Raw genomic sequence first — 24496 nt, 5'->3', positions numbered from 1 at the left:
GTTCGATCCCGGGAGGCCGAAGTGAACCATGTGAGCAAGAAGCGCGCGAGCCCGGTCGTGGCCGTGCTGAGCGGGCTGGCCCTGGCGTCCGCCGCGACCACCGCGCACGCCGACGCGCGCACCTCCGGGGCTCCGGACGTCATCGCGCACCGGGGCTCCTCCGGAACGGCCCCCGAGAACACCGCCGCCGCCATCGACCTGGCCGTCGAGCAACGCGCCGACTTCGTCGAGATCGACGTCCAGCGCACCAAGGACGGCAGGCTGGTCAACTTCCACGACTGCACCATGGAACGCACCACCGACGTCGAGGACGTCTACCCCGGCCGGGCCCGCTACCGCGTCTCCGACTTCACCTGGGCCGAACTGCGCCGTCTCGACGCCGGTTCCTGGTTCCACGAGGACTACGCCGACGAACCCCTGATCACCGTCGACGAGGTCGTCTCCCGGGTGCAGAACACCCGGACCGGACTCCTCGCCGAGATCAGCCCCTGCGGTCACTACACCCGCATCGCCACCGACTTCGCGGAGTCCCTGCGGGACAAGCCCCGCTACGTCCGCCGCGCACTCGACCGCGAACAGCTCGCCGTCCAGTCCTTCCAGACCGACGACGCCCGGGAGTTCCACGCTCTCATGCCGGACGTCCCCATCGGCATCCTGGACGCCGACCGCCCCACGGACACCGAACTGGTCCGGCTCAGCCGGTGGGCCGACCAGATCAACCCGCAGTACACGGTCACCGACCAGGACCTCGTCGACCGCGTCCACGAGCTCGGCATGGACATCAACGTCTGGACGGTCGACGAACCCGGCGCCATGCGCACGATGGCCGGCCTGGGCGTGGACGGCATCATCACCGACTTCCCCCAGTCGCTCACCCAGCGCCGGGAAAGCTAGGCGTTCCTCGGCCCGCGGGCCGCCGCCTTCTTCGCCGCCGTCTTCTTCGCCGCGGGCTTCTTCCCGGCCGGTTCCTTCGCCGCGGCCTTGGAGGTCTTGGCGGCGGGTGTCTTCTTCGCGGCGGCCTTCTTCATCCGCCCGGGCAGCTCCCGCACCTCCGCGTGGTCGTCCTCGCCCCGGGACTCCTTCGCCTTGGAGACGGACTCCTGGAGGGCGGCCATCAGGTCCAGCACCTGCCCCGGCCGCTCCTCCGGCTCCGGTGCCGCCTCCGGCTCCCTGTGTTCGCGCTTCGCCTCGATGAGTTCCGCGACGGCCTCCGTGTAGGCGTCGCGGAACTCGTCGCCCTCCAGGTCTTCCCGGGTCATCGTGTCCATCAGCGCGAGCGCCCCGTCGATCTCGTCCTCGGACACCTCGACCGGGGGCGGGGTGAGGGACGAGGGGTCGCGGATCTCGTCCGGCCAGCGCATGGCGTGCAGCACGATCGCCTCGCCGCGCACCCGCAGCAGGCCCAGGCGCTCCCGCCCGGACCACGCGTACCTCGCCACGGCCACCTTCGCCGACCGGGCGAGCGCCTGCCGCAGCAGTTTGTACGGCTTCGCCGCCACCTGCCCGTCCGGCTGCAGGTAGTAGCCGTCGCCGATCCGGATGGGGTCCACGGACGCGAGCGGCACGAACGCCACGATCTCGATGGCCTTGGCCGTCGGCAGCGGCAGCTCCCGCAGGTCCTCGTCGGTGATGGGCACCACCTGGGTGCTGGTGAGCTCGTACCCCTTGCCGATCTCGTCGGAGCGGACCTCCCGGTCCTCGAGCTCGCAGACCTTCCGGGTCCGTATCCGGCCCTGGTCGGCCAGGTGGTAGCGGTGGAAACGGATGCTGTGGTCCTCGGTCGCGCCGACCACGTGGATCGGCACGGTGACCAGGCCGAACGAGATGGCTCCGCTCCAGATCGACCGGGGCATGGACAGGCCTCTCCACGTGACGTCCCCGAGCGGTACCAGCCTATGAGCGGCACGCCGCCCCCGCATGCGTGCCGCCGGTTCCGACCGCACGCTGGTGCCATGACGACCGCAACGCCTGTGATCGTGTACCCGCCCGACGAGGAGGGCGGACGCCGGGTGCGCGTGGACGGAGAGGTCCTGGGCCGGGCCTACGGCGTGCGGGACGTCGCCCGCTTCCTTCAGGAGGCCGGCCTGCAGGACTGGGACGAGATGGACGTGGTCCGGTCGGCCATGGTCGAGTGGCGCGGGGGTGGCCCGGACGTGTGGGACCACTGACGGAGTACCGGCGGTCACGTCCTCGCATGCCGCCACGGGGAAGCGGGCGTAGTGTCCTCATATGGGTGATGTTCGGTGTGGCCGGCGTCGGGCGGCCCCGCCGGATCCCGTGAGACTCGGCCGTCGGCGGGCGGACATCTGATGCACACCACGATGGACACCGCGATGGACACCGCGATGACCGCCGTGGTGCGCGACAGCGGTGCCTACGGAGGGTTGTTGTACGTGCTGCCCCCGCGCGACGACGCCTTGTGGCTGGTCATGACGGCGGGGGTGCCGCAGGACATCGCCCTTCCGTGGCGGCGTGTCGCGCCGACCGATCCGATGCCGGTGGCGGACGCCGTGCGCGAGGAGCGCGTGGTGTGGGTGGGCGGCCGGGAGGAGATGGCGCGCCAGTACCCCCGGCCGGCGCTCGTGCTGCCGTACGACTTCGCGCTGGGGGCGGCACCGGTCGTTTCGGGCGGCGCCGTACGGGGCGGGCTGGTGCTGCTGTGGCCCGGCACCCATGCGTCGCGGCTGAGCCGCGAGGAACGGGACGTCGTCGAGACGGGCTGCCGCCGCCTGGCCGGACTGCTGCGGCAGGCGGCGGACAGCGGCGACCCGCTGCTGCCCGCGGAGCGGCCACGCACGCTGCGGCCGCCGGCCGGGCGCGTTCCCGCACCCGCCGAGGCGACCGCGCTCGCGGCCTTCGTCGACCGTCTGCCAGGCGGATCGTGCGGGCTGGACCTGAACGGACACATCACCTTCATCACCCCGGCCGCGGCCGACCTGGTGGGTGCCGAGCAGGCCGCCCTGGTGGGTGCGCTGCCCTGGGAGGCGCTGCCGTGGATGGACGTGCCCCAGGTCGAGGACCGCTACCGGGCCGCCCTGGTCAGCCGTCTGCCGCAGGCCTTCACGGTGCTGCGGCCACCGCGGACCTGGCTGGCCTTCGAGCTGTACCCGGACTCCACCGGCATCAGTGTCCGCATCACTCGCGGTGATCCGGCCGACGGTGCTCCGGCGCGGGCGCTGCCGATCGCGGGGCCCAGCCGCGCCACCGTGCTGTACCACCTGATGCACCTGGCCTCGACCCTGACCGAGGCCATCGGCGTGCAGGAGGTGGTCGAGCAGACCGCCGACCAGTTGCTGCCGGCGCTGGGCGCGCAGGCCATGGTGCTGATGACCGCCGAGGACGGCCGTCTGCGGATCGCGGGCCACCGCGGCTACAGCACCGAGCTCATGGACCGTTTCGACGGCATTCCGCTGAGTTCCGAGGTGCCCGGCGCCGACGTCATGGCCACGGGCGTCGCGGGGTTCTTCGAGACCTTCGCCGAGATGGCCGACGCCTATCCGGCCATGGTGCACGAGGACGGGATGGCCGCGTGGGCGGTGCTGCCGCTGATCGCGTCCGGCCGCCCCATCGGCTCCCTCCTCCTCTCCTACGAGCGGCCCCACACCTTCCCGCCGGGCGAGCGCGCCGCTCTGACCTCACTGGCCGGTCTCGTCGGCCAGGCCCTGGACCGGGCCCGTCTCTACGACGCCAAGCACCACCTCGCCCACCGTCTGCAGTCCGCTCTGCTGCCGCACACCCTCCCCTGCGTGCCCCGTCTGCGGGTCGCCGCACGCTACCTGCCGGCCGCCCGGGGGCTGGGCGTCGGCGGCGACTTCTACGACGTCATCCGTCTCGACGAGCACACCGTCGGCGCCACCATCGGCGACGTCCAGGGCCACAACGTGGACGCGGCCGCGCTCATGGGCCAGGTCCGGACCGCCGTCCACGCCCACGCCACGGTGGGCGCCTCCCCCGACGACGTCCTGGCCCGCACCAACCGCCTGCTCACCGATCTGGACCCCGGCCTCTTCACGAGCTGTGTATACGTGCACCTCGACCTCGCGACGCACCGCGCCTGCCTGGCCACCGCCGGCCACCCGCCGCCCCTGCTGCGGCATGCCGACGGACGCACCGAACTGGTCCGCGTGCCGCCCGGTCTGCTGCTCGGCATCGAGCCGGACACCCGTTACCCGGCGCTGGAGTTCTCGCTGCCGCCCGGCAGTGTCCTCGCCCTGTACACCGACGGGCTCGTCGAGGCGCCCGGCGTCGACCTGGACGACGCCGTCGCGGCCCTCGCCGGACTTCTGGAACACGCGGACCCCGGTGACCTCGACGCCATGGCCGACGCTCTGATCCGGCACGCGCCCGCCCCCGGCGACGACGTCGCCCTGCTCCTCATCAGCCCGAGCGCGTGAGGCGGGGGCACTCACCGGGCCGGCGGACCGTTTCACATGACAAGAAGGACGAACGCCGGCCCATCCCGGCCGGCAGCGGAGGAGAGACCCTCGATGAAGCACCAGAAGGTGAGCGATCTGATGAGCGACGCCGTGGTCCGGGCCCAGCCCGGGACACCGTTCAAGGAGATCGCCCACCTACTGCAGGAGTACGACATCACCGCGGTGCCCGTCGTCGACGAGGAGGACCGGCCGGTGGGGGTGGTGTCGGAGGCGGACCTCCTGCGGAAGATGTGGGGCGGGGAGCCGGACGGCCCTCCCGGTGACGGGGAAGTGTCCCGGCCGGCCGACGCCAAGGCGTCCGCCACGGACGCGGCCGGGCTGATGACATCGCCCGCCGTCTGCGCGCGCGAGGACTGGAGCGTCGTCGAGGCCGCCCGGGTGATGGCCCGGCACGGCATCAAGCGGCTCCTCGTCGTCGACGAGGCGGGCCGGCTGATCGGGGTCGTCAGCAGGGGTGACCTGCTGCGCGTCTTCCTGCGCACGGACCGGGCGATCCGGACCGAGATCATCGAGGAGGCCCTGGTCAAGTCGCTCGGTCTGGCTCCGTCGTCGGTACAGGTGGACGTGGCCCACGGCCATGTCGTCCTCAGCGGCCGGCTCCCGGGCGACGTCTCCGTTTCCGTGCTGGAGGAACTCTGCCGACGCGTCGACGGCGTGGTCGCCGTGGAGTTCCGGGCCGCCGGAGAGGCCGACGCCGGGGACCCGGCCTCCGTCGGCCACTGACCGGAGGCCCGCGCCGAAGGGCCCGCCTCCGAGCCGGCGGCGGAGGCGGGCACCCGGTGACGCGGTCGGGCCGCGGTCAGACTCCCGTCGAATCCTTGACCTGGGCGGGCCGCACCGCCGTCTGGGGCACCGCCGCGGGCCCGGGCGGCGGACCGCCCTCGCTGAGGCCGAACCGTCCGTGGGCTCCTCGGGCAGCACGCGCTCGTCCGGTGTTCCGAGGGTGGTGCCCAGCAGAGGGCTCGCGGCGAGCAGCACGCGGTGAGCGCGGTGAGCGCGGGCAGCGCGGTGAGCGCGGGCCGCCGCATGACGGTGCGGGCCGGCCTCCGCCACACGGCACCCCGCGCGTCGGCGCGTCCAGGTTTCGCCCACGGCAGCCGCCCGCTGTCGACCCGGTGCCCCAGCTCGAGAACAGGGCCGGCATCACGAACAGCGTGCCGAGGGCGGCGATGGCGACGACGCCGGCTCCGGCGCAGCCGAAGGAGCGCCGGAAGTACCGGCGGCTTCACCACGGCGCAACTCGCCGCGCCCCGCCTCCTCCTGGTGCTCCCCGAGGAACGAGGTGTGCCCGAACACCTCCAGCACCACGAGACCGTGCAGGTGCCCCCACGCCCTCATGGATGTTCCGCACGTCCATGCGGATCATGGCGGAGGACATCCACCGACGGATTCCCGCCGTCTGATCACGGCGCGGGCGGGTGCTCGTCACCTCCCGGGGGCCGACCGGGGGCGGCCAGGGCCGGGAGCTCCGGGTGGTCGCGCAGCGCGGCGATCACCGCGTTCACCGCGGCCCGTTGGGTGGTGCCGCGGCGTACGAGGACCGCGATGTTGCGGCGCACCGGCGGGTTGAGCTCGCGGGTGACGACGGCATGGTCCGGGGTGACGGCCAGGGCGGGCAGCAGGGCGATCGACCCGGTCGTCTCGACGTGCCGCAGCAGCATCAGGTAGTTGCCGAACCGGCAGGCCACGCGGGGCTCGAAGCCCGACTCACGGCACAGCCGCAGGGTCAGGTCCGCCATGTACGACTGCGGCCGGTCGCAGGCCCAGGTCTCGTCCTTGCAGGCGGCGAGGCTCACCGCGGTCCGCGAGGCGAGCGGGTGGGCGCGCGGCAGTACCAGTACGACCGAGTCGGTGCCGAGGGACATGACCTCGAGGTCCGCGCCCCAGGACAGGCCGGTGTAGTCGGTGGTGGTGACGATGACGTCCGCCTCGCCGGAGCGCAGGGCGGGTCCGCTCTCGTGCGGCTCCATCTCGGTCAGTTCCACGCGCAGGTGCGGGTGGCTGGTCGCGAGGCGGGTGGTCGCCGGTACCGCGAGGGTGTAGATCGCGCTCTGGAACACCCCGAGACGCACGGTGCCGATGGGTTCGTCGTTCAGGGCACGCAGCTCGGCCTCGGTCTCGGCCATGCGGTCCAGGATCTCCCGGCCCCGCCGGGCCAGCAGCAGCCCGGCCGGGGTCAGCCGGACCCGCCGGCCCGTCCGCTCCAGCAGCGGGCACCGGGTCTCGGTCTCGAGCACCGCCAGCTGCTGGGAGACCGTCGACGCGCTCAGGTGCAGCGTGTCGGCGACCGCGCGGACGGTACCGAGGGTGTCCAGCAGGCTGAGCAGTTGCAGCCGTCCCGAATTGAGCACGTGGCCGATTGTAGGCGCGCTTGTGCGGCTGTCGCGAACAGCAGGGTCGATACTGTGCGATGGACACGCGCAGCCCGGCGTCCCTAACGTCGGTCGCATGCCTTCCGAGACTGCATTCGCCGACCCCGAGCGCCACCTCGTCCGATACTCCGGTCACGGCGCCTTCTCACCGGAACTGGTCGTACGCGCCGCGGGCACGTCGGTGTTCACCGAGAGCGGTCGTGAGCTGCTCGACTTCACCTCCGGTCAGATGAGCGCGATCCTCGGGCACTCCCACCCGGCGATCGTCTCGACGGTGCGCGAGCAGGTCGCGCGCCTCGATCACCTGCACAGCGGCATGCTGAGCCCGCCGGTGGTCGAGCTGGCGCGCCGGCTCGCCGGCACCCTGCCCGAACCGCTGGACAAGGCGCTGCTGCTGACCACCGGGGCGGAGGCGAACGAGGCCGCGGTGCGGATGGCGAAGCTCGTCACCGGCCGGCACGAGATCGTCTCCTTCGCCCGGTCCTGGCACGGCATGACCCAGGCCGCCGCGAACGCCACGTACAGCGCGGGCCGCAAGGGCTACGGGCCCGCCGCCCCGGGCAACTTCGCGCTGCCGGTGCCGGACCGGTACCGCCCCTCCATCGTTGACGCCGAGGGCAACCTCGACTGGCGCCGCCAGCTCGACCTGGGCTTCGAGATGATCGACGCCCAGTCGGTCGGCTCCCTGGCCGCCTGCCTGGTCGAGCCGATCCTCAGCTCCGGCGGCGTCGTCGAGCTGCCGCCGGGCTATCTCGCCGCGCTGGCCGAGAAGTGCCGGGAGCGCGGCATGCTGCTGATCCTGGACGAGGCCCAGACCGGGCTGTGCCGCACCGGTGACTGGTACGCCTTCCAGCACGAGGGCGTCGTACCGGACATCCTCACCGTGTCCAAGACGCTCGGCGCGGGGCTCCCGCTGGCCGCCGTGCTGACCAGCCCGGAGATCGAGCAGCGCGCCCACGACCGGGGCTTCCTGTTCTTCACCACCCACGTCAGCGACCCGCTGCCGGCCGCGGTGGGCAACACCGTCCTCGACGTCCTGGTCCGCGACCGCCTCGACGAACGCGCGCGGGTGCTCGGCACGGCACTGCGCGACCGGCTCGACAAGCTCGCCGCCCGCCACGAGGTGGTGGGCGACGTCCGCGGCCGGGGGCTGCTCCTGGGCATGGAGCTGGTCGGCGACGACGTACTGGGTCCGGGCGGCGCGGACCGGCTCGGCGCGGCGGTCACCGCGCGCTGCTTCGAGCTGGGGCTGCACATGAACATCGTCCAGCTGCCGGGGATGGGTGGCATCTTCCGCATCGCACCCCCGTTGACGGCGGGCGACGAGGAGATCGCCCGGGGCGTCGACATCCTGGACGAGGCACTGACCGACGCCTCCAGGGACCTCTGAAAGGCGGCGCCGCCCGGCCTGGTGGTCCAGGCCGGGCGGCGCCGTGGTGGTGCGAGGGTCAGACTCCGGCCGTCTCGGGCTCGCGAGTGGGCTGCGCGGGTCCGGAGGTGTCGCCGAGTTCCTTGTGGAGCTTCTCGCCCTCGACGTCGACGTTCGGCAGGACGCGGTCCAGCCACTTCGGCAGCCACCACGCCTTGGTGCCGAGCAGGGCGAGCACGGCGGGCACGATGGCCATGCGGACGACGAAGGCGTCGAAGAGGACCGCGATGGCGAGGCCGAAGCCCATCATCTTGATCATGTCGTCGTTCTCCATGATGAAGCCGGAGAAGACGCTGATCATGATGATCGCGGCGGCCGCGACGACCCGGCCGCCGTGAGTGAAGCCGGTGGTGACGGACTCGGCGGCGGACGAGCCGTGGACGTAGGCCTCGCGCATCCGGGTCACGAGGAAGACCTCGTAGTCCATCGCCAGACCGAAGACCACGCCGATCATGAAGATGGGCATCATCGACATGATCGGACCCGGCTGGTCCACGCCGAACACGTCCGCGAGCCAGCCCCACTGGAAGACCGCGACCACCGCGCCGAGCGCCGCGGCCACGGAGAGCAGGAAGCCCAGGGCCGCCTTCAGCGGGACGAGGACCGAGCGGAACACCAGCATCAGGAGCAGGAAGGCGAGGCCGACGACCAGGGCCAGGTACGGGACGAGCGCGTCGTCCAGGGTCTGCGAGAAGTCGATCGTCATCGCGGTCATGCCGGTGACCAGCATGGTCGCGCCGGTCTCGGACTTGATGTCCCCGGACAGCGAGCGGATGTCCTTGACCAGTTCCTCGGTGGCCGCGTCGCTGGGCCCGGTCTTGGGCACCACGGTGAGGACGGCGGTGTCGCCCTGCTCGTTGAAGTTGGCCGGGGTGACGGCCGCGGCTTCGCCCAGGCCGGTGATCTCCTTGCCGACGGTGGCGGCGGCGGCCTTCGCGTCGTCCGCGTCCCGGGTGTCGACGGTGACCATCAGCGGGCCGTTGAACCCGGCGCCGAAGGACTCGGACAGCATGTCGTAGGCCTTGCGCTGCGTGGTGTCCGGTGCGGCGCTGCCCTCGTCCGGCAGGCCCAGTTCCATGCTGGCGGCCGGTACGGCGACGGCACCGAGGCCGATCACCGCGGTGAGCAGCACGGTCACCGGGCGGCGCAGGACGAAGCGGGCCCAGCGGGTGCCGAGCTTCGGCTTGTCGGAGACCGCGCGCTGTCCGGCGGCCGCCTTGCGGTCCTTGCGGCTGAGCGCCTTCTTCCCGGCGAAGCCGAGCAGGGCCGGGGTCATGGTGAGCGCGATCAGCACGGCGATGCCGACGGTGGCGGCGGCGGCCAGGCCCATCTTGGTGAGGATCGGGATGTTGACCACCGCGAGGCCCGCCAGAGCCACGATGACGGTGAGTCCGGCGAAGACGACGGCGGAGCCGGCCGTGCCGACGGCGCGTCCCGCGGCGTCCTCGGGGGTTCGGCCCTCGGCGATCTCGGCTCGGTAGCGCGAGACGATGAAGAGCGCGTAGTCGATGGCGACCGCTAGGCCGATCATCATGGCGAGGGTGGACGTCGTCGCGGAGAGTTCGAGGGTGCTGCCGAGCGCGCCGATGGCGGAGATGCCGATGCCGACGCCGATGATCGCCGAGAGCAGCGGCATGCCGGCCGCGACCAGTGAGCCGAAGGTCAGCAGGAGCACGACGGCCGCGACGCCGATGCCGATCAGCTCCGCGGTGCCGCCCATCTCCTGCTCGGCCATGACCGCGTCGCCGCCGGTCTCGACGGTGAAGCCGTCGCCGCGCGCGTCGTCGGTGGCCGCGGTGAGGGACTCGCGGGCCTGGTCGGTCAGCTCCATGGCATTGACCTTGTAGGTCACCGAGGCGTACGCGGTGGTCCCGTCCTGGCTCACGGCGTTCGCCTCGAACGGGTCGTCCACCGAGGCGACCTGCGGGCCGTTCCCGAGGGCGGTGACCAACTCCTCGACCTTGGCCTTGCCGGCCGGGTCGGAGATCTTGTCGCCCTCGGGGGCGCGGATGACGACCCGCGCCGTGGCGCCTTCGGCACTGGCTGCCGGGAAGCGCTCGTCGAGCAGGTCGAACGCCTTCTGCGACTCGGTGCCGGGCATGGAGAAGGAGTCTTCGGGCGGGGCGGGCGCGGTGGACGCGGCGACGCCGGCGCCCACGAGTATGGCCACCCAGAGCAGGGCGACGAGGCCGCGGCGCCGGAACGCGCGTCGGCCGAGTCGGTAAAGGAACGTAGCCACCTGGGACCAATCCGTCGGATACGGGCAGGACGAGACCCGGCAGATGGGAACGCAGGCGTTCTCTCCGGGGTACCCACCCATGCTCACCCGGCTTCTGTTTCATTTGATCCGCCCCTGGGGCTGGACCGGCGTACTGCATTGGGTGTAGCGCGCCCCCGTCCCCCTCTCCTCGGGGTGTAGATCCCGAGGATGGGTGTACGCCGCATTTGTTCCAACGTGGAACCAGTGTCCGTCCCCGTCACTCGCCGAGGGGCGCGGTGACCCGCACCCGGTCGCTGTCCTGGTCGGAGAGGAAGGACGCCAGAGCCCGCCCTTCCTCGGCGACGGCCGTGCGGTCGGCCCCGGAGAGGCGGCGCAGCGGGGTGACGGTCACCGTCTCCGCCTCGACGCTCCAGGTCGCGGCGACCCGGCCGTCGACCAGGACCACACGGGCGCCTGCGACCGACAGTCCGCGGTGGGCGTCGTCGATGATTCTGCCCCGGTCGTGGTAGCCGAGGACCGCGTTGTCGAACGCCGGCAGGAACCGCACAGGTGCGGGGGTGCCGGGATCGGGCCGTGGCGCGTCGGGCAGGTCCAGCAGTTCCCGGCCCCGCTCGTCGCGGAAGGCGACCAGCTCCTCGCGGACGGCGGCGACGGCCGCGGGCAGTCCGGCGAGGCCGCACCAGGCGCGCAGGTCCGCCGAGGCGGCGGGGCCGAACGCCGCGAGGTAGCGCCGTACCAGTGCCTGGCCGACCGGGTCGGAGCCGTGCGGCGCCGGCGGATCGATCTCCCGGCCCACCCAGCGGGAGAGCGGCAGGTAGCGTGCGCCCGCCTTGGTGCGCCACAATCCGCGCGGCGGCAGCTGCGCCATCGGGATCAGGGCGGCGGCCAGCATCTCCCCCAGGGCCCGTGGCCCCGGGGCCGGCCAGCGTCCGGCGAGCGCCCGCGCCAGCTCGCCCATCGAACGGGGCTCGCCGTCGGCCATCACCTCCCGTCCCGCCGCGGCGAGTTCGCCGAGGTCCACTCCTCGCAGCTCGCGGCGGTAGACGCCGAGGACCTTCTGGCGCAGCATGGCGTCGTGCCGGGAGCGCCAGGCCAGGACGTCGTCGGCGGTGACGAGGTGGACGGTCCGGCGCATGAGGTGGGTCCGCACCAGCTGCCGGCCCGTCAGCCGGTCCGAGAGCGCGGCCGGTTCGAAGGCGCGCAGCCTCGACCAGAGCCCGACGAACGGTTCCTGCGGCTCCTGTGCCTGCACGCCACCGAGGTGTGCGACGGCGTCCGGTACCGGGAGGTCGGCCCGGTCGAGCAGCAGTTGCCGGGCCAGTGTGGCGCGGTTCAGCGCGCGGGCGTCGAGAACATGGAGGTGGCGGCTCACTGTTTGCGTCCTGTCTTCCTCGGTGGGGTCCGGCAGCGGGCACTGCCCGGTCCGGCGGTTCCCACCGTGGCAGGGACAGCGGTCAGGTGGTGACCGCTATGCGCCGCAAGTGGTGACCGCAATCCGCCGCAACTCGTGCCGGCACCGCCGCGTGACGCTCGCCCACCCGCGCGCAAGGTCAGACCGGCCGGCCGGACTCCACGCCCGCGGGCTCGGCGGCCATGGCTCCCATCACGATCCGGGACCGGCTGTGCAACCGCAGCGACACCGCGACGAGGACGATCGCGGCCAGGGTCATCCCGGCTCCCGCCCAGGCGGTGGCGGCGTAGCCGAGACCCGCGTCGATCACCGTGCCGCCGAGCCAGGGGCCGCCGGTGTTGCCCAGGTTGAACGCCGCGGTCGTCGTCGCGCCCGCGAGGGTGGGCGCGGCACCCGCGACGTTGAACATGCGGGCGTTGAGGGCCGGCGCCGTGTAGAAGGCGGAGACCCCGAGCAGCAGGGACAGGGCGATCACGACGGCGGGGCTCGACGCGAACAGCGCCAGTGCGGCCAGGAACACGGTGGACGCGGCGATGCCGGAGAGCAGCACGCCAAACAGGTGGGCATCGGCGACCCGGCCGCCGATCGTCGTGCCGATCAGCGCGCCGAGACCGAACAGCGCCAGCACGGTCGGCACCCAGCCGTCGGCCAGACCGGCCACGTCGGTGAGCAGCGGGGCGAGGTAGGAGAAGGCACAGAACACGCCGCCGGCCGCGAGCGCGGTCAGGCCGACGGACAGCCAGACCTGGCGGTCGCGGTAGATCGCCAGCTCGCCCTTCAGCCGGGCCCGCTGCTCGGGCAGCGGGATGCGCGGGATCAAGGTCACCACCCCGACGAGCGCGACGGCGGACGCCGCGCCCACCGCCCAGAACGCGGACCGCCAGCCGAGGTGCTCGCCGAGGAACGCGCCCGCCGGGACGCCGAGGACGTTGGCGATCGACAGTCCGCCGATCATCACGGCCATCGCCCGGGCCCGCGAGGTCTTCGGCACCATCGCGATGGCGACGGCGGCGCCGACCGCCCAGAAACCGGCGCACGCGAGGGCACTGACGACCCGTGAGACGAACAGGACCTCGTACGTCGTCGCCAGCGCGCCCGCGACCTGGCCGAGGCCGAACACCGAGATCAGCGCGATCAGTGTGGTCTTGCGCGGCAGCCGCAGCGTCGCGACCGCGAGCAGCGGCGCGCCGACCACCATGCCGATCGCGAACGCCGATATCAGCAACCCGGCCTGCGGGATGGACACGTCCATGTCGTCGGCGATGGGCGGCAACAGACCGGAGAGCATGAACTCGCTGGTACCGAGCGCGAAGACGGAGAGGCCGAGGATGTAGACGGCGAGCGGCATGCGAGGTGCCGCGGGCCGTGGGGAAGAAGCGGGCATGACAGGTGCCAACGAAGATCCGCTTCCCGCCATTCCCGCCGCGGGACCCGTCTCACCATGCGGCCGCGGGGCCGGCGGCGGACGAGTGTACGTTCGTACGCTTACGGTTGTAGGCTCCGGCGCATGACTGTTGACGTACTGCGCCGGCCGGCCCTGGGCGAGCGGCGGGCCCGCGTGGCCGTCGCCGTGCTGTTCTTCACCAACGGGGCCCTGTTCGCCAACCTCCTGCCGAGGTACCCCCAGATCAAGGCGGACCTCGGCATCGGGAACGCCGCCTACGGGCTGGCCGTGGCGGCGTTCCCGGCGGGCGCCATCGCGGCCGGGCTCGCGGCCGGTGCCCTCGTCCGCCGGTTCGGCTCGGCGCGGGTGGCGGTCGGCGGCACCCTGGTGACCGGCGCGGGGATCCTCGCCGCCGGCCTGGGCGGCTCGGTGGCGCTGTTCGCGGGCGCGCTGCTCCTGGCCGGAGCTGCGGACGCGGTCACCGACGTGGCGCAGAACGCCCATGCGCTGCGGGTGCAGCGCCGTTACGGACGTTCCATCATCAACTCCTTCCACGCCATCTGGTCCATCGGTGCCGTCACCGGAGGGTCCATGGCCGCCGGCGCGATCGCGCTGGACATCCCCCGGGGTCCGCACTTGCTGTTCTCGGCCGTGCTGTTCGCGGTCGCGGCCTGCGTCGCCCTGCGGTTCTGCCTGCCCGGTCCCGACAACGCGACGTCCGGGGAGGACACGGCGGAGGACCACGCCCGGCCGGCACGGGGCGCGCTTCCGGTGCCGGGTGCGCGGACGGGCTACGTGCTCGCCGCGCTCGTGCTGATCGCCACGGCCGGCACGCTCGTCGAGGACGCGGGCAGCTCCTGGGCGACGCTCTACCTCTCCGATTCCCTGCACGCGTCGGTGGCGCTGGCCGCCTCCGGCTACGTCGCCCTGGTCGGGGCCCAGTTCGTGGGCCGGCTCATCGGCGACCGGCTCACGGACCGGTTCGGGCAGCGCGCGGTGGCCCGCTCCGGTGCCCTGATCGCCGCCGTGGGCATGGGCCTGGCGCTGGCGGTGCCCACGGTGCCCGGGACGATCCTCGGGTTCGCCGCGGCGGGGTTCGGGGTGGCGACCCTGGTGCCGGCGGCGATGCACGAGGCGGACGAGCTGCCCGGCCTCAAGCCCGGATCGGGGCTGACCATCGTCTCGTGGCTCATGCGGCTGGGCTTCCTGCTCTCCCCGCCGGTGGTGGGCCTGGTCGCCGACGCGACGAGCCTGCGGGCGGGGCTGCTTGTGGTGCCGCTCGCCGGAGTCATCGTGCTGCTGCTCGCCGGCGTGCTGCGACCCCGCCGAGGCTGAGACGGGCGGTACGGCGACTCAGCGACTCAGCGACTCAGCGACTCAGCGACTCAGCGACTCAGCGAGCGAAGAGTGTACGTTCGTACGCTTCGACGGGTAGGATCGTGCGCATGCCGACCGACCACTTCGCGGACGACCCCCGCTCGAATCTCGAACGCATGCAGGCGGGCGACCTCTACATCGCCGACGACCCCGAGATCGCCCGCAGGCAGCAGCAGGCCGTGCGGCTGGCCGCCCGCTACCAGGCCGCCTACGCGGAGGACGCCGAGGCCGCACGGCCGATTCTGGCGGAACTGCTCGGCTCCCTCGGTGCGGATGCCCAGGTGCGGCCACCGCTGTACGTCGACTACGGCAGCAACATCACGATCGGTGCGCGCACCTTCGTCAACTACAACCTGACGGCACTGGACGTCGCGGCCGTCACGATCGGCGAGGACTGCCAGATCGGACCGAACGTCCAGCTCCTCACGCCCACCCACCCCCTGGAGCCCGGGCCCCGGCGCGACAAGCTGGAGGCGGCCCGGCCCATCACCATCGGCGACAACGTCTGGCTGGGCGGCGGCGCCATCGTCCTGCCCGGCGTGACGATCGGCGACGACTCCGTGATCGGCGCCGGCGCGGTCGTCACGAAGGACGTCCCCTCGGGCGTCATCGCGGTCGGCAACCCAGCCCGGCCGGTGCGGAAGGTGTAAGTCTCCTCCCATGGCAACCGGACACACTGATCCGCGGCGGCGCGAGCGCATCCTCGACGCCACGCTCGACCTGATCGCGGACGAGGGCATCGCACGCGTCTCCCACCGGAGGATCGCCGCGCGCGCCGGCGTCCCCCTGGGCTCGATGACCTACCACTTCAGCGGCATGGACCAGCTGCTGCGGGAGGCGTTCGGCCGTTTCACCGACCACATCGTCGCCGTGTTCGACGCCCGTCTGGGCGCCGCGGCCGACCGCGACCAGGCCCGGACGGCGGTGGCCGACCTCGTGCACTCGCTGTCCGAGGAGAGCCAGCGGGACCTGGTGCTCACGCAGGAGCTGTACACCCTCGCCGCGCGGCAGCCGGCCTACCGGGAGCTCACGCACGAGTGGATGCGCCGCAGCCGCGTCCACCTGGAGAAGCACTTCGACCCGGAGACGGCCCGCCAGCTCGATGCCCTCATCGAGGGCCTGACGCTGCACCGCGCGCTCGCGCGGGAGCCGCACGGCCGGGCGCTCACCGTGGAGGCCATCGCCCGCGTCACCGCCACGGACCGGAACACCCCTGGCGCGGGCACGGGCGCGGGCACCCCCTAGCCGCCCGTGCGGCACAGGCCTGACCCCTGTGCCGCACGGGCATCCCCACTCAGCAGACGCCGTCGCCGGGCTTCGGGTTGCCCAGGCCGAACAGGGGACGCAGCTTGAGGCCGACCCAGGTGCCGGCCAGCGCGAAGGCCGCCCACAGCCAGCCGCTGAGGCTGCCCGAGGCGATGCCGGCGAGATAGGCCCCGATGTTGCAGCCGCCGGCCAGTCGCGCGCCGACGCCCATCAGGACACCGCCGAGCACCGCCGCCACCGCCGTACGCCAGGCGATGCCCCGGTGCAGGGCCCAGGTGCCGCCGAGCGCCGCGGCGAGAGCGGCGCCGATCATGATGCCGATGTCGGTGAGGCTGGTCTTGTCGGCGAGGACCGGGCCGGCCAGCATCTCGGAGTTGCCGGGCCGCTGCCACCACGTCCAGTTCTCCGGGTGGCCGCCGAGCGCGCCCACCAGCTCCGAACCCCAGAGACTGAAGGCGCTCGTCACGCCCCAGGCCCCGCCGGACACCAGGAGGACTCCCGCGCCGAGCAGGGCGAGTGCCAGGGCGCCGGCGGCCAGCGGCCAGGAGCCGCGCAGGGCCCGGACGGCCGCGCCGCGCGCCGAGGGCACCGAACCGAGGGGCGGCGGGTTGCGGCGGACCTGGACGCGTCGTGAGACGAGGACCACGAGCAGCAGCGCCGCGATGGTCACGGCCCACGAACCGAACCAGCCGATGTGGTCGGACAGGACCACCGGGTCCCAGGCCGGGAGGTCCTTCCACAGGTCGAACTGCCAGGCCGCGAGGGTGGCGCCCGCGATGAACCCGCCGAGGGTCAGCACGATCGACGTCTGTCCCGAGCCGACGGCGAAGAGGGTGCCCGACGCGCAGGCGCCGCCGAGCTGCATGCCGATCGCGAAGAGCGCCGAGCCGGCGAACAGACCGACGCCGATGGTCCCGGCGGAGGGAGCCGGCTGGGCTCCGAACAGCCCGGTCTCCGTGCCGATGACCAGCGCGAACAAGGTGGCCGTGGTGCCGAGCAGCAGTGCGTGGGCCCGCAGCCCGGTGCCGTTGCCGACGGCGACCAGCTGCCGCCACGCGGAGGTGAAGCCGAACCGGGAGTGGAAGAGGGCGACGCCCAGGCCGAGGCCGAGCAGGAGGAGGACGCCCGGCCTGGCGCCGTGCGCCGCCCACACGTACGCGGTGAGGGCGGCGGCGAGCAGGGCGGACACCACGAGCGGCGTCCGCCGTACCGGGGGCAGGGGCGGGGCCTCGGGCCGGGCCGAGGAGGTGGGAGAGGGGGCGAACAGGGCCGCGGGCGCGCGCGGCGGCGCGGCCGGGGCGGACCCGGCCGGGGGTGCGGTGGTCACGGAAGATCTCCGGTGGGGTGCACGGGGACGGCGGCGGGCTGGGCGGACCGGCGGCGCGGGTGTCGCGCCGCCGGTGCGGGTTCAGCGGCGACAGAGGCCGTCGTCGACGCACCACGCCGAGTTCGCGAAGAGCGCGAGGCACAGCAGCGGAGCCGATGCATACATGCGTGCGAATATACGGAGTGGGAGGCTCCGTATGCCACGCCGTCTCGCCATGCGGATGGCGAAACGGACAGGCGCGTGCCGCGCGGCTTCCCGCCGCGGCACGCGCCTGCTTCCCCGGTCCGGCCGAGTGCCCCGGACGACCGGCTAGAGCGTGCGCTCCAGGCGGTCCGCCACCAGCTTCACGAACCGGGCCGGCTCCTTGGGCCGGCCGCCCTCGGCGAGTACCGCCAGGGCGTGGAGCAGGTCGGCGGTCTCGGTGAGCTCCGTCCGGTCCTGCTGCTCGGTGCAGGCGCGGTTCAGCGACTTCACCAGCTGGTGCTCGGGGTTCAGTTCGAGGATGCGCTTGGCGTGCGGAACCTCCTGGCCCATCGCCCGGTACATGTTCTCCAGGGCGGGCGTCAGCTCGTTCGCGTCGGAGACGACACAGGCCGGTGAGACCGTGAGGCGGGAGGAGAGACGGACCTCCTTGACGTCCTCGGCCAGGTGCTCCGTCATCCAGCCGAGCAGGTCCGCGTACTCCTCGCCCTGCTGCTCCTTCTCGGCGTCGGACTTCTCCGCCCGGTCGTCGTCGAGGTCGATCTCACCCTTGGCCACCGAGCGCAGCGCCTTGCCCTCGTACTCCCCCACCGCGTCGACCCAGACCTCGTCGACGGCGTCGGTGAGCAGCAGGACCTCGACGCCCTTGGCGCGGAAGGCCTCCATGTGCGGGGAGTCCTCGATGGCGCGACGGGACTCACCCGTCATGAACCAGATGTCCTTCTGGCCGTCCTTCATCCGCTCCACGTAGGCCTGGAGCGTGGTCGGCTCGTCGGCGTCGTGAGTGGTCGCGAAGGAGGAGGCGGCGAGGATCGCGTCCCGGTTCTCGGAGTCGGTGACCAGCCCCTCCTTGAGGACCGGGCCGAACTCCCGCCAGAACGTGGCGTAGCGCTCCGGCGCGGACGTCCTCAGGTCCTTGACCGTGGCCAGGACCTTCTTGGTCAGGCGGCGCTGGATCATGCGGATGTGCCGGTCCTGCTGGAGGATCTCGCGGGAGACGTTGAGCGAGAGGTCCTGGGCGTCGACGACGCCCTTGACGAAGCGCAGGTAGGGCGGGAGCAGTTCCTCGCAGTCGTCCATGATGAAGACGCGCTTCACGTAGAGCTGGACGCCGCGCTGGTAGCCCTGGGTGAACAGGTCGTGCGGGGCGTGCGAGGGCACGAAGAGCAGGGCCTGGTACTCGAAGGTGCCCTCCGCCTGGAGCCGGATCGTCTCCAGCGGCTCGCGCCAGTCGTGCGCGATGTGCTTGTACAGCTCGTGGTACTCGTCGTCGGACACCTCGTCGCGCGGACGCGCCCACAGGGCCTTCATCGAGTTGAGCGTCTCGGCCTCGCCGGACTCGGCGCCGTCCTCGCCCCGTCCGGGCAGCAGCCGGACCGGCCAGGTGATGAAGTCCGAGTACCGCTTGACGATCTCCTTGATCTTCCAGGTGGAGGTGTAGTCGTGGAGCTGGTTCTCGGAGTCCGCCGGCTTGAGGTGGAGGGTGACGGAGGTGCCCTGCGGCGCCTCGTCGACCGTCTCCAGGGTGTAGGTGCCCTCGCCGCGGGACGTCCAGCGGGTGCCCTGGGTCTCGCCGGCGTGCCGGGTCACCAGGGTGACCTCGTCCGCCACCATGAAGCCGGAGTAGAAGCCCACGCCGAACTGGCCGATGAGCCCGTCGGCCCCGGCGGCGTCCTCGGCCTCCCGCAGTTCCTCGAGGAACTTGGCCGTGCCCGAGTTGGCGATGGTGCCGATGAGCCGGGTGACCTCGTCGTAGGACATCCCGATGCCGTTGTCCCGCACGGTGAGGGTGCGGGCCTCCTTGTCGACCTCCAGCTCGATGTGGAGGTCGGACACGTCGGCGTCGGGCAGGTCGTCCCGCAGGGCGGCGAGGCGGAGCTTGTCGAGCGCGTCTGAGGCGTTGGAGACGAGCTCGCGCAGGAACACGTCCTTGTTCGAGTAGACGGAGTGAATCATCAGCTGCAGCAGCTGACGCGCCTCTACCTGGAACTCAAACGTTTCGGTCGGCATGGCTGGTGAGTACCTCACAGGTCCACGGTCGTCTGCACTGGCGGGACAACTCTAGAACAGCGCGGGCCGCCGCCGGCGCCCCTCAGACGTCGGCGGGCGCCGCCGCTTCCGTCAGCCAGTCGGTCAGGGCCTCGGGCGGGTTCAGGCGCAGCGCCCGCTCTTCGTCGCCCGCCTCGGAGGGCACCTCGACGTTGATGAGAACGGAGTGCCGGTCGGTGCCCGTGCCGAAGAGCCCCTCCGCGTCGAGCCGGGCCATGGCCGTCTCCATCGCCCGCAGTCTCAGCTCGAACTCCGCGTCCACTTCGTCGTCGGGCAGGTCGAAGAGTTCGCCCCGCGCGTCGAAGAGCGGCCGCACCGGCTCCAGGTGCCGTTCACCGTGGCAGCAGAACGGGGAGTCGGCGTACGACCACTTGATGGCCGACGGCGCGCAGCCCTGCCGGGCCGCCTCCTCGGCGAGGGCCTGTTCGGACCACGCGGACAGCGCCGGCCCGTACGCCTCGCCGGAGGTGACCAGCACGCAGTAGTAGAAGCGGTGGCCGGGGTGTTCCCGGAACAGGTCCAGGAAGGCGGCGCGGGCGGCGCGGTGGACGGCGTCGGCCAGGTCGGTCTCGGTCGGGATCACAGCGTCGGCTCCGGGCGTCGGGCGGGTGGTGCGGGGCTCGGCGAGCATAGCGGCGGGCACCGACAGCGGGACCGGGCACACCGCACGGCGCCCCCTGCCCCCTCAGCGGCCCGGGTCCCGACGCATGCACCAGGTCTGGGGGCCGCCGTCCGGAAGGGTCACCTCCGCCGTCACCTCGAAGCCGAGGCGGGCGTAGAACCGTACGTTGCCCTCGTCCGACGTCTCCAGGAAGGCGGGGAACCCCGCGCGCTCGGCCGCCTCCAGGCCGGGACGGAGCACGGCGGTGCCGAGACCCGCGCCCTGGGCGTCCGGGTCCACCCCCACGGTGGCGAGGAACCACACCGGGTCGGTGGGACGGTGCGGCGCCAGCGCCCGCTCGGCGGACTCGAGGGCCGCCGCCCGGTCGCCCGCGAGGTCGCCGACCAGCGGCCCCACTTCGGCGAAGGCGGGCCCCGGGTCCCGCTCCGGAGTCGTCCAGGCGGCGACGGCTCGGCGGTCGTCGGTGACCCAGGCACGGCCGTACTCCATGGCGACCCGGGTCAGGAACAGTTCCTGGAAACGGCGGACCCGCTCCGGGTGGCCGTCGGCCGCGACGACGTGGCGGGTGAAGGGGTAGTCCGCGAAGGCGCGGGCCAGGGTCCGCACGGCGGCGGGTACGTCCTCGGGTGTCGCGGGGCGCACAGGGGAAGCGGGGGCGGGCATGGACTCATCCTGATCACACGTGACGACGGTGGGGCAATGTCATTTCCACCGAACCGGTCTCAGACACGCCGAAGACTCACCGTAAGAAGTTCTGTCAACAACGTTGACTACAAGTCAGCGCACCCGCACATTACTTAAAAGTAGAACCGACTGGTAACCCCACGCCCCACCCCCTCACGGGAAGCGAGAGTCCATGCCCAAGCATGCCCTTCGCCGTGTCATGACCGCGACAGTCGCTGCGGTCGGCACCCTGGCCCTCGGTCTCACCGACGCCACCGCCCACGCCACGCCCTCCCTGGACTACGTCGCCCTCGGCGACAGTTACAGCGCCGGCTCGGGCGTCCTGCCCGTCGACCCCACCAACCTGCTCTGCCTGCGCTCCACGGCGAACTACCCCCACGTCATCGCCGCCGAGACGGGCGCCGACCTGGAGGACGTGACCTGCGGCGCCGCCCAGACCTCCCACTTCACCCAGTCGCAGTACCCCGGCGTCGCCCCCCAGGTCGACGCGCTGAGCACCGACACGGACCTGGTGACCCTGACCATCGGCGGCAACGACAACAACACGTTCATCAACGCCATCACGGCCTGCGGCACCGCCGGAATCCTCAGCGGCGGCAAGGGCAGCCCCTGCAAGGACAGACACGGCACGTCCTTCGAGGACGAGATCGAGTCCAGCACCTACCCCGCCCTCAAGGCCGCGCTGCGCACCGTCCGCGCCGAGGCGCCGAACGCCCGGGTGGCGGCCCTGGGTTACCCGTGGATCATGCCGGCCACCGCCGACCCGTCCTGCTTCCTGAAGCTGCCGGTCGCCGCCGGTGACGTGCCCTACCTGCGGGACATCCAGGCGAGCCTCAACGACGCCGTCGAACGCGCCGCCGAGGAGACCGGCGTGACCTTCGTGGACTTCTCCGGGGTGTCCGAGGGCCATGACGCCTGCCAGTCCGCCGGCACCCGCTGGATCGAACCGCTGCTGTTCGGTCACAGCCTCGTCCCCGTCCACCCCAATGCTCTCGGGGAGCGGCGCATGGCGGAGCACACCATGGAGGTGCTCGGACTGAGCTGACGCCGCGTCACCGCGTACGCTCGTGCCGTGCCGTCCTCCCGCCTGCGCCGTGTCGCCGTCCTCGTGCTCGAGGGGGCCAAACCGCTCGACGTCGGCATTCCGGCGCAGGTGTTCACGACGCGCGCGAGCATGCCGTACGAGGTACGGGTGTGCGGGGCGGCGCCCGGCCTGGTGACCGGCGGTGACGGGCTCTCGTACCACGTCGCCCACGGCCTGGACGCGCTGGCGTGGGCCGACGTGGTCTTCCTCCCCGGTTACCGGGCGCCGGACGTCGAGGACCCGCCACGGACCGTCGTCGACGCGCTGACGGCGGCCCACGACCGGGGCGCGCGGCTCGCCGCCATCTCCACGGGCGCCTTCGCGCTCGCCGCCACCGGGCTGCTCGACGGCAGGCGGGCCACCACGCACTGGCACTACACCCGGGCGCTCGCGCGCAAGCACCCCCGCGTCCGGGTCGACGAGAACGTGCTGTTCGTGGACGAGGGCAGCGTGCTGACCTCCGCCGGTGCCGCCTCCGGCATCGACCTGTGCCTGCACATCCTGCGCGGCGACCTCGGGGTGGCCGCCTCCAACCACGCGGCCAGGCGCCTGGTCGCCGCGCCCTACCGCAGCGGCGGTCAGGCGCAGTACGTGCCGCGCAGCGTGCCCGAGCCGCTGGGCGAGCGGTTCGCCGCGACCCGCGAGTGGGCCCTGCGCCGGCTGGACGAGCCGCTGACGCTGGAAGCGCTCGCCCGGCACGCGGCCGTGTCGGCGCGCACCTTCTCCCGGCGCTTCGTCGAGGACACGGGCTACACGCCGATGCAGTGGGTGATGCGCGCCCGCGTCGACATGGCCCGCGAGCTGCTCGAACGCTCGGAGCGCGGCGTCGAGCAGATCGCCGCCGACGTCGGCCTCGGCACCGGCGCGAACCTGCGGCTGCACTTCCAGCGCATCCTGGGCACCACCCCGAGCGAGTACCGGCGCACCTTCACTCAGGGGGAGTAGTCGCGGTCCCTTGGCGTGATCCTTGCGAACCATGGCACTCACGCCGCTGCTCCGGGCGGACACCGCGCGCGAACCTGGAATCGCACCGCACGGCGAACCGGAAGGGCACTCTCATGACTCGCATCGGCATCAACGGCTTCGGACGCATCGGACGCAACGTGCTGCGCGCGCTGCTCGAACGCGACACCAAGCTCGAGGTCGTCGCCGTCAACGACCTCACCGAGCCCGCCACCCTCGCCCGGCTCCTCGCCTTCGACACCACGGCGGGGCGGCTGGGCCGTCCGGTGACCGTCGACGGGGACGCCCTCGTCGTCGACGGGCGCCGCATCCGGGTGCTCGCCGAGCGCGAGCCGGCCCGGCTGCCCTGGGCCGAGCTGGGCGTCGACCTCGTGCTGGAGGCGACCGGCCGCTTCACCTCGGCCGAGGCCGCCCGCGCCCACCTCACCGCCGGCGCGAAGAAGGTCCTGGTCGGCGCGCCCTCGGCGGGTGCCGACGTCACCCTCGCCTACGGTGTGAACACCGACGCCTACGACCCCGCCGCGCACACGGTCGTCTCGAACGCGTCCTGCACCACCAACGCCCTCGCGCCGCTGGCCTCGGTACTCGACGAGCTGGCCGGCATCGAGCACGGCTTCATGACGACGGTGCACGCGTACACCCAGGAGCAGAACCTCCAGGACGGCCCGCACCGCGACCCGCGCCGCGCCCGCGCCGCCGGGGTCAACATCGTGCCGACCACGACGGGCGCCGCCAAGGCGATCGGCCTGGTGCTGCCGAACCTCGACGGCAAGCTGTCGGGCGACTCGATCCGCGTGCCGGTGCCGGTGGGATCCATCGTCGAGCTGAACACGACGGTCGCCCGCGACGTGACCCGCGAGGACGTGCTGGCCGCCTACCGGAGTGCCGCCGAGGGGCCGCTCGCCGGGGTCCTGGAGTACTCGGAGGACCCGCTGGTCTCCTCGGACATCACCGGCAACCCGGCCTCGTCGATCTTCGACTCGGCGCTCACCCGCGTCGACGGCCGGCACGTCAAGGTGGTCGCCTGGTACGACAACGAGTGGGGCTTCTCGAACCGCGTGATCGACACCCTGGAACTGCTCGCCACACGCTGAACGGGAAGCCGGTTCGGCATCACCGGGGCCCTCGGGTCACAATGGTGCGATGAGCAATTCCAAGGTTTACTTCGACATCGACATCGACGGCAAGGACGAGGGCCGTATCGTCTTCGAGCTCTTCGAGGACGTCACCCCCAAGACCGCGAAGAACTTCCTCGAGCTGGCCACCGGCGAGCACGGCTTCGGCTACGCGGGCTCCTCGTTCCACCGCGTGATCCCGCAGTTCATGCTCCAGGGCGGTGACTTCACCCGGGGCGACGGCACCGGCGGCAAGAGCATCTACGGCGAGAAGTTCGCGGACGAGAACTTCCAGCTGAAGCACACCGAGCCGTACCTGCTCTCCATGGCGAACGCGGGCCCGAACACCAACGGCTCGCAGTTCTTCGTCACCACGGTCGTCACCCCGTGGCTGGACGGCAAGCACGTCGTCTTCGGCAAGGTCGTCGAGGGCACGGACGTGGTCGACAAGATCGAGGGCTACGGCTCGCAGTCGGGCCGTACCTCCGCGAAGGTCACGATCCGGGAGTCCGGCAAGCTCTGAGCGCCGACCGGCCGTACGAGGACTGATCCCGA

At 72.4% G+C, this 24496-nt stretch carries 21 protein-coding genes and 2 pseudogenes; 12 read left to right on the top strand and 11 right to left on the bottom strand.

The annotated features are described in order from the left end of the window. Positions 1-21 precede the first annotated feature (21 nt). Positions 22-894: a glycerophosphodiester phosphodiesterase family protein gene (locus tag KUM03_RS37180; protein WP_217255016.1), complete on the top strand. Its 873-nt coding sequence runs from the start codon at positions 22-24 to the stop codon at positions 892-894. Here the strand turns inward: KUM03_RS37180 and KUM03_RS37175 are convergent. Further along, positions 891-1853: a Ku protein gene (locus tag KUM03_RS37175; protein ID WP_217255014.1), complete on the bottom strand. Its 963-nt coding sequence runs from the start codon at positions 1851-1853 to the stop codon at positions 891-893. The two genes, KUM03_RS37180 and KUM03_RS37175, sit on opposite strands and share 4 nt — an antisense overlap. A 99-nt stretch (positions 1854-1952) precedes the next feature. Here KUM03_RS37175 and KUM03_RS37170 point away from each other — a divergent pair, with 99 nt between their 5' ends. From KUM03_RS37170 to KUM03_RS37160, 3 genes are all read left to right on the top strand, one after another. Continuing rightward, positions 1953-2168: a hypothetical protein gene (locus KUM03_RS37170; protein WP_217255013.1), complete on the top strand. Its 216-nt coding sequence runs from the start codon at positions 1953-1955 to the stop codon at positions 2166-2168. Between the two features lie 141 nt (positions 2169-2309). After that, entirely contained in the window at positions 2310-4394 is a 2085-nt protein-coding gene (locus tag KUM03_RS37165) for a SpoIIE family protein phosphatase (RefSeq protein WP_254400419.1), read from the top strand. 93 nt (positions 4395-4487) lie between these two features. Beyond that, positions 4488-5159 (top strand): CBS domain-containing protein, encoded by a 672-nt coding sequence (locus KUM03_RS37160; protein WP_217255011.1) that lies wholly within the window; start codon positions 4488-4490, stop codon positions 5157-5159. A gap of 183 nt (positions 5160-5342) precedes the next feature. Here the strand turns inward: KUM03_RS37160 and KUM03_RS38790 are convergent. The 3 genes and pseudogenes from KUM03_RS38790 to KUM03_RS37155 form a co-directional block, all read right to left on the bottom strand. After that, positions 5343-5655: pseudogene (locus tag KUM03_RS38790) on the bottom strand (MMPL family transporter); the annotation flags it as partial. Continuing rightward, positions 5580-5774, bottom strand: a pseudogene (locus KUM03_RS38785) (TetR/AcrR family transcriptional regulator); the annotation flags it as partial. The pseudogenes KUM03_RS38790 and KUM03_RS38785, both read right to left, overlap by 76 nt. Positions 5775-5839: 65 nt before the next feature. Continuing rightward, complete coding sequence (locus KUM03_RS37155; RefSeq protein WP_217255010.1) at positions 5840-6787, bottom strand: LysR substrate-binding domain-containing protein; 948 nt, start codon at positions 6785-6787, stop codon at positions 5840-5842. Between the two features lie 97 nt (positions 6788-6884). On the opposite strand from KUM03_RS37155, the gene KUM03_RS37150 reads away from it, so the two are divergent. Further along, on the top strand, positions 6885-8198 hold the full coding sequence (locus KUM03_RS37150) for an aspartate aminotransferase family protein (RefSeq protein WP_217255008.1): 1314 nt from the start codon (positions 6885-6887) through the stop codon (positions 8196-8198). A gap of 58 nt (positions 8199-8256) precedes the next feature. On the opposite strand, the gene KUM03_RS37145 is transcribed toward KUM03_RS37150, so the two are convergent. From KUM03_RS37145 to KUM03_RS37135, 3 genes are all read right to left on the bottom strand, one after another. Further along, a complete protein-coding gene (locus tag KUM03_RS37145) occupies positions 8257-10476 on the bottom strand; it encodes an MMPL family transporter (RefSeq protein ID WP_217255007.1) in 2220 nt (739 codons plus the stop codon). A 238-nt stretch (positions 10477-10714) separates the two neighbouring features. Continuing rightward, positions 10715-11830, bottom strand: coding sequence for a winged helix DNA-binding domain-containing protein (locus KUM03_RS37140; RefSeq protein ID WP_217255006.1), 1116 nt, complete (start codon positions 11828-11830; stop codon positions 10715-10717). A gap of 178 nt (positions 11831-12008) precedes the next feature. Next, positions 12009-13217, bottom strand: coding sequence for a Cmx/CmrA family chloramphenicol efflux MFS transporter (locus KUM03_RS37135; protein WP_217255182.1), 1209 nt, complete (start codon positions 13215-13217; stop codon positions 12009-12011). A gap of 159 nt (positions 13218-13376) precedes the next feature. On the opposite strand from KUM03_RS37135, the gene KUM03_RS37130 reads away from it, so the two are divergent. From KUM03_RS37130 to KUM03_RS37120, 3 genes are all read left to right on the top strand, one after another. Continuing rightward, positions 13377-14588, top strand: coding sequence for an MFS transporter (locus KUM03_RS37130; protein ID WP_217255005.1), 1212 nt, complete (start codon positions 13377-13379; stop codon positions 14586-14588). 110 nt (positions 14589-14698) lie between these two features. After that, positions 14699-15280: a sugar O-acetyltransferase gene (locus KUM03_RS37125; protein ID WP_217255004.1), complete on the top strand. Its 582-nt coding sequence runs from the start codon at positions 14699-14701 to the stop codon at positions 15278-15280. Between the two features lie 10 nt (positions 15281-15290). Continuing rightward, complete coding sequence (locus KUM03_RS37120; protein ID WP_217255003.1) at positions 15291-15875, top strand: TetR/AcrR family transcriptional regulator; 585 nt, start codon at positions 15291-15293, stop codon at positions 15873-15875. A 49-nt stretch (positions 15876-15924) separates the two neighbouring features. Here KUM03_RS37120 and KUM03_RS37115 read toward each other — a convergent pair whose 3' ends face one another. The 4 genes from KUM03_RS37115 to KUM03_RS37100 form a co-directional block, all read right to left on the bottom strand. Further along, a complete protein-coding gene (locus KUM03_RS37115; RefSeq protein WP_217255002.1) occupies positions 15925-17223 on the bottom strand; it encodes a YeeE/YedE family protein in 1299 nt (432 codons plus the stop codon). A 309-nt stretch (positions 17224-17532) separates the two neighbouring features. Continuing rightward, entirely contained in the window at positions 17533-19434 is a 1902-nt protein-coding gene (htpG, locus tag KUM03_RS37110) for a molecular chaperone HtpG (RefSeq protein WP_217255000.1), read from the bottom strand. Between the two features lie 82 nt (positions 19435-19516). Beyond that, positions 19517-20056, bottom strand: a complete 540-nt coding sequence (locus KUM03_RS37105) for a DUF4303 domain-containing protein (RefSeq protein ID WP_217254999.1) — start codon at positions 20054-20056, stop codon at positions 19517-19519. A gap of 102 nt (positions 20057-20158) precedes the next feature. Next, entirely contained in the window at positions 20159-20758 is a 600-nt protein-coding gene (locus tag KUM03_RS37100; protein WP_217254997.1) for a GNAT family N-acetyltransferase, read from the bottom strand. 193 nt (positions 20759-20951) lie between these two features. Between KUM03_RS37100 and KUM03_RS37095 the strand changes: the two genes are divergently transcribed. The 4 genes from KUM03_RS37095 to KUM03_RS37080 all read left to right on the top strand — a co-directional run bounded on the left by KUM03_RS37095 (position 20952) and on the right by KUM03_RS37080 (position 24464). Beyond that, on the top strand, positions 20952-21824 hold the full coding sequence (locus KUM03_RS37095) for an SGNH/GDSL hydrolase family protein (RefSeq protein ID WP_217254996.1): 873 nt from the start codon (positions 20952-20954) through the stop codon (positions 21822-21824). Positions 21825-21851: 27 nt separating this feature from the next. Beyond that, on the top strand, positions 21852-22808 hold the full coding sequence (locus KUM03_RS37090) for a DJ-1/PfpI family protein (RefSeq protein ID WP_217254995.1): 957 nt from the start codon (positions 21852-21854) through the stop codon (positions 22806-22808). Between the two features lie 113 nt (positions 22809-22921). Next, positions 22922-23920, top strand: coding sequence for a type I glyceraldehyde-3-phosphate dehydrogenase (gene gap / locus KUM03_RS37085; protein ID WP_217254994.1), 999 nt, complete (start codon positions 22922-22924; stop codon positions 23918-23920). A gap of 49 nt (positions 23921-23969) precedes the next feature. Further along, positions 23970-24464 carry a peptidylprolyl isomerase gene (locus tag KUM03_RS37080; protein ID WP_217254993.1) on the top strand — a complete coding sequence of 165 codons (495 nt, stop codon included), beginning with the start codon at positions 23970-23972 and terminating at the stop codon, positions 24462-24464. Positions 24465-24496: the final 32 nt, after the last annotated feature.

The sequence above is a fragment of the Streptomyces sp. AC602_WCS936 genome (assembly GCF_019049125.1).
Lineage (GTDB): Bacteria > Actinomycetota > Actinomycetes > Streptomycetales > Streptomycetaceae > Streptomyces.
This window is presented reverse-complemented; position numbering and strand designations above follow the sequence as displayed.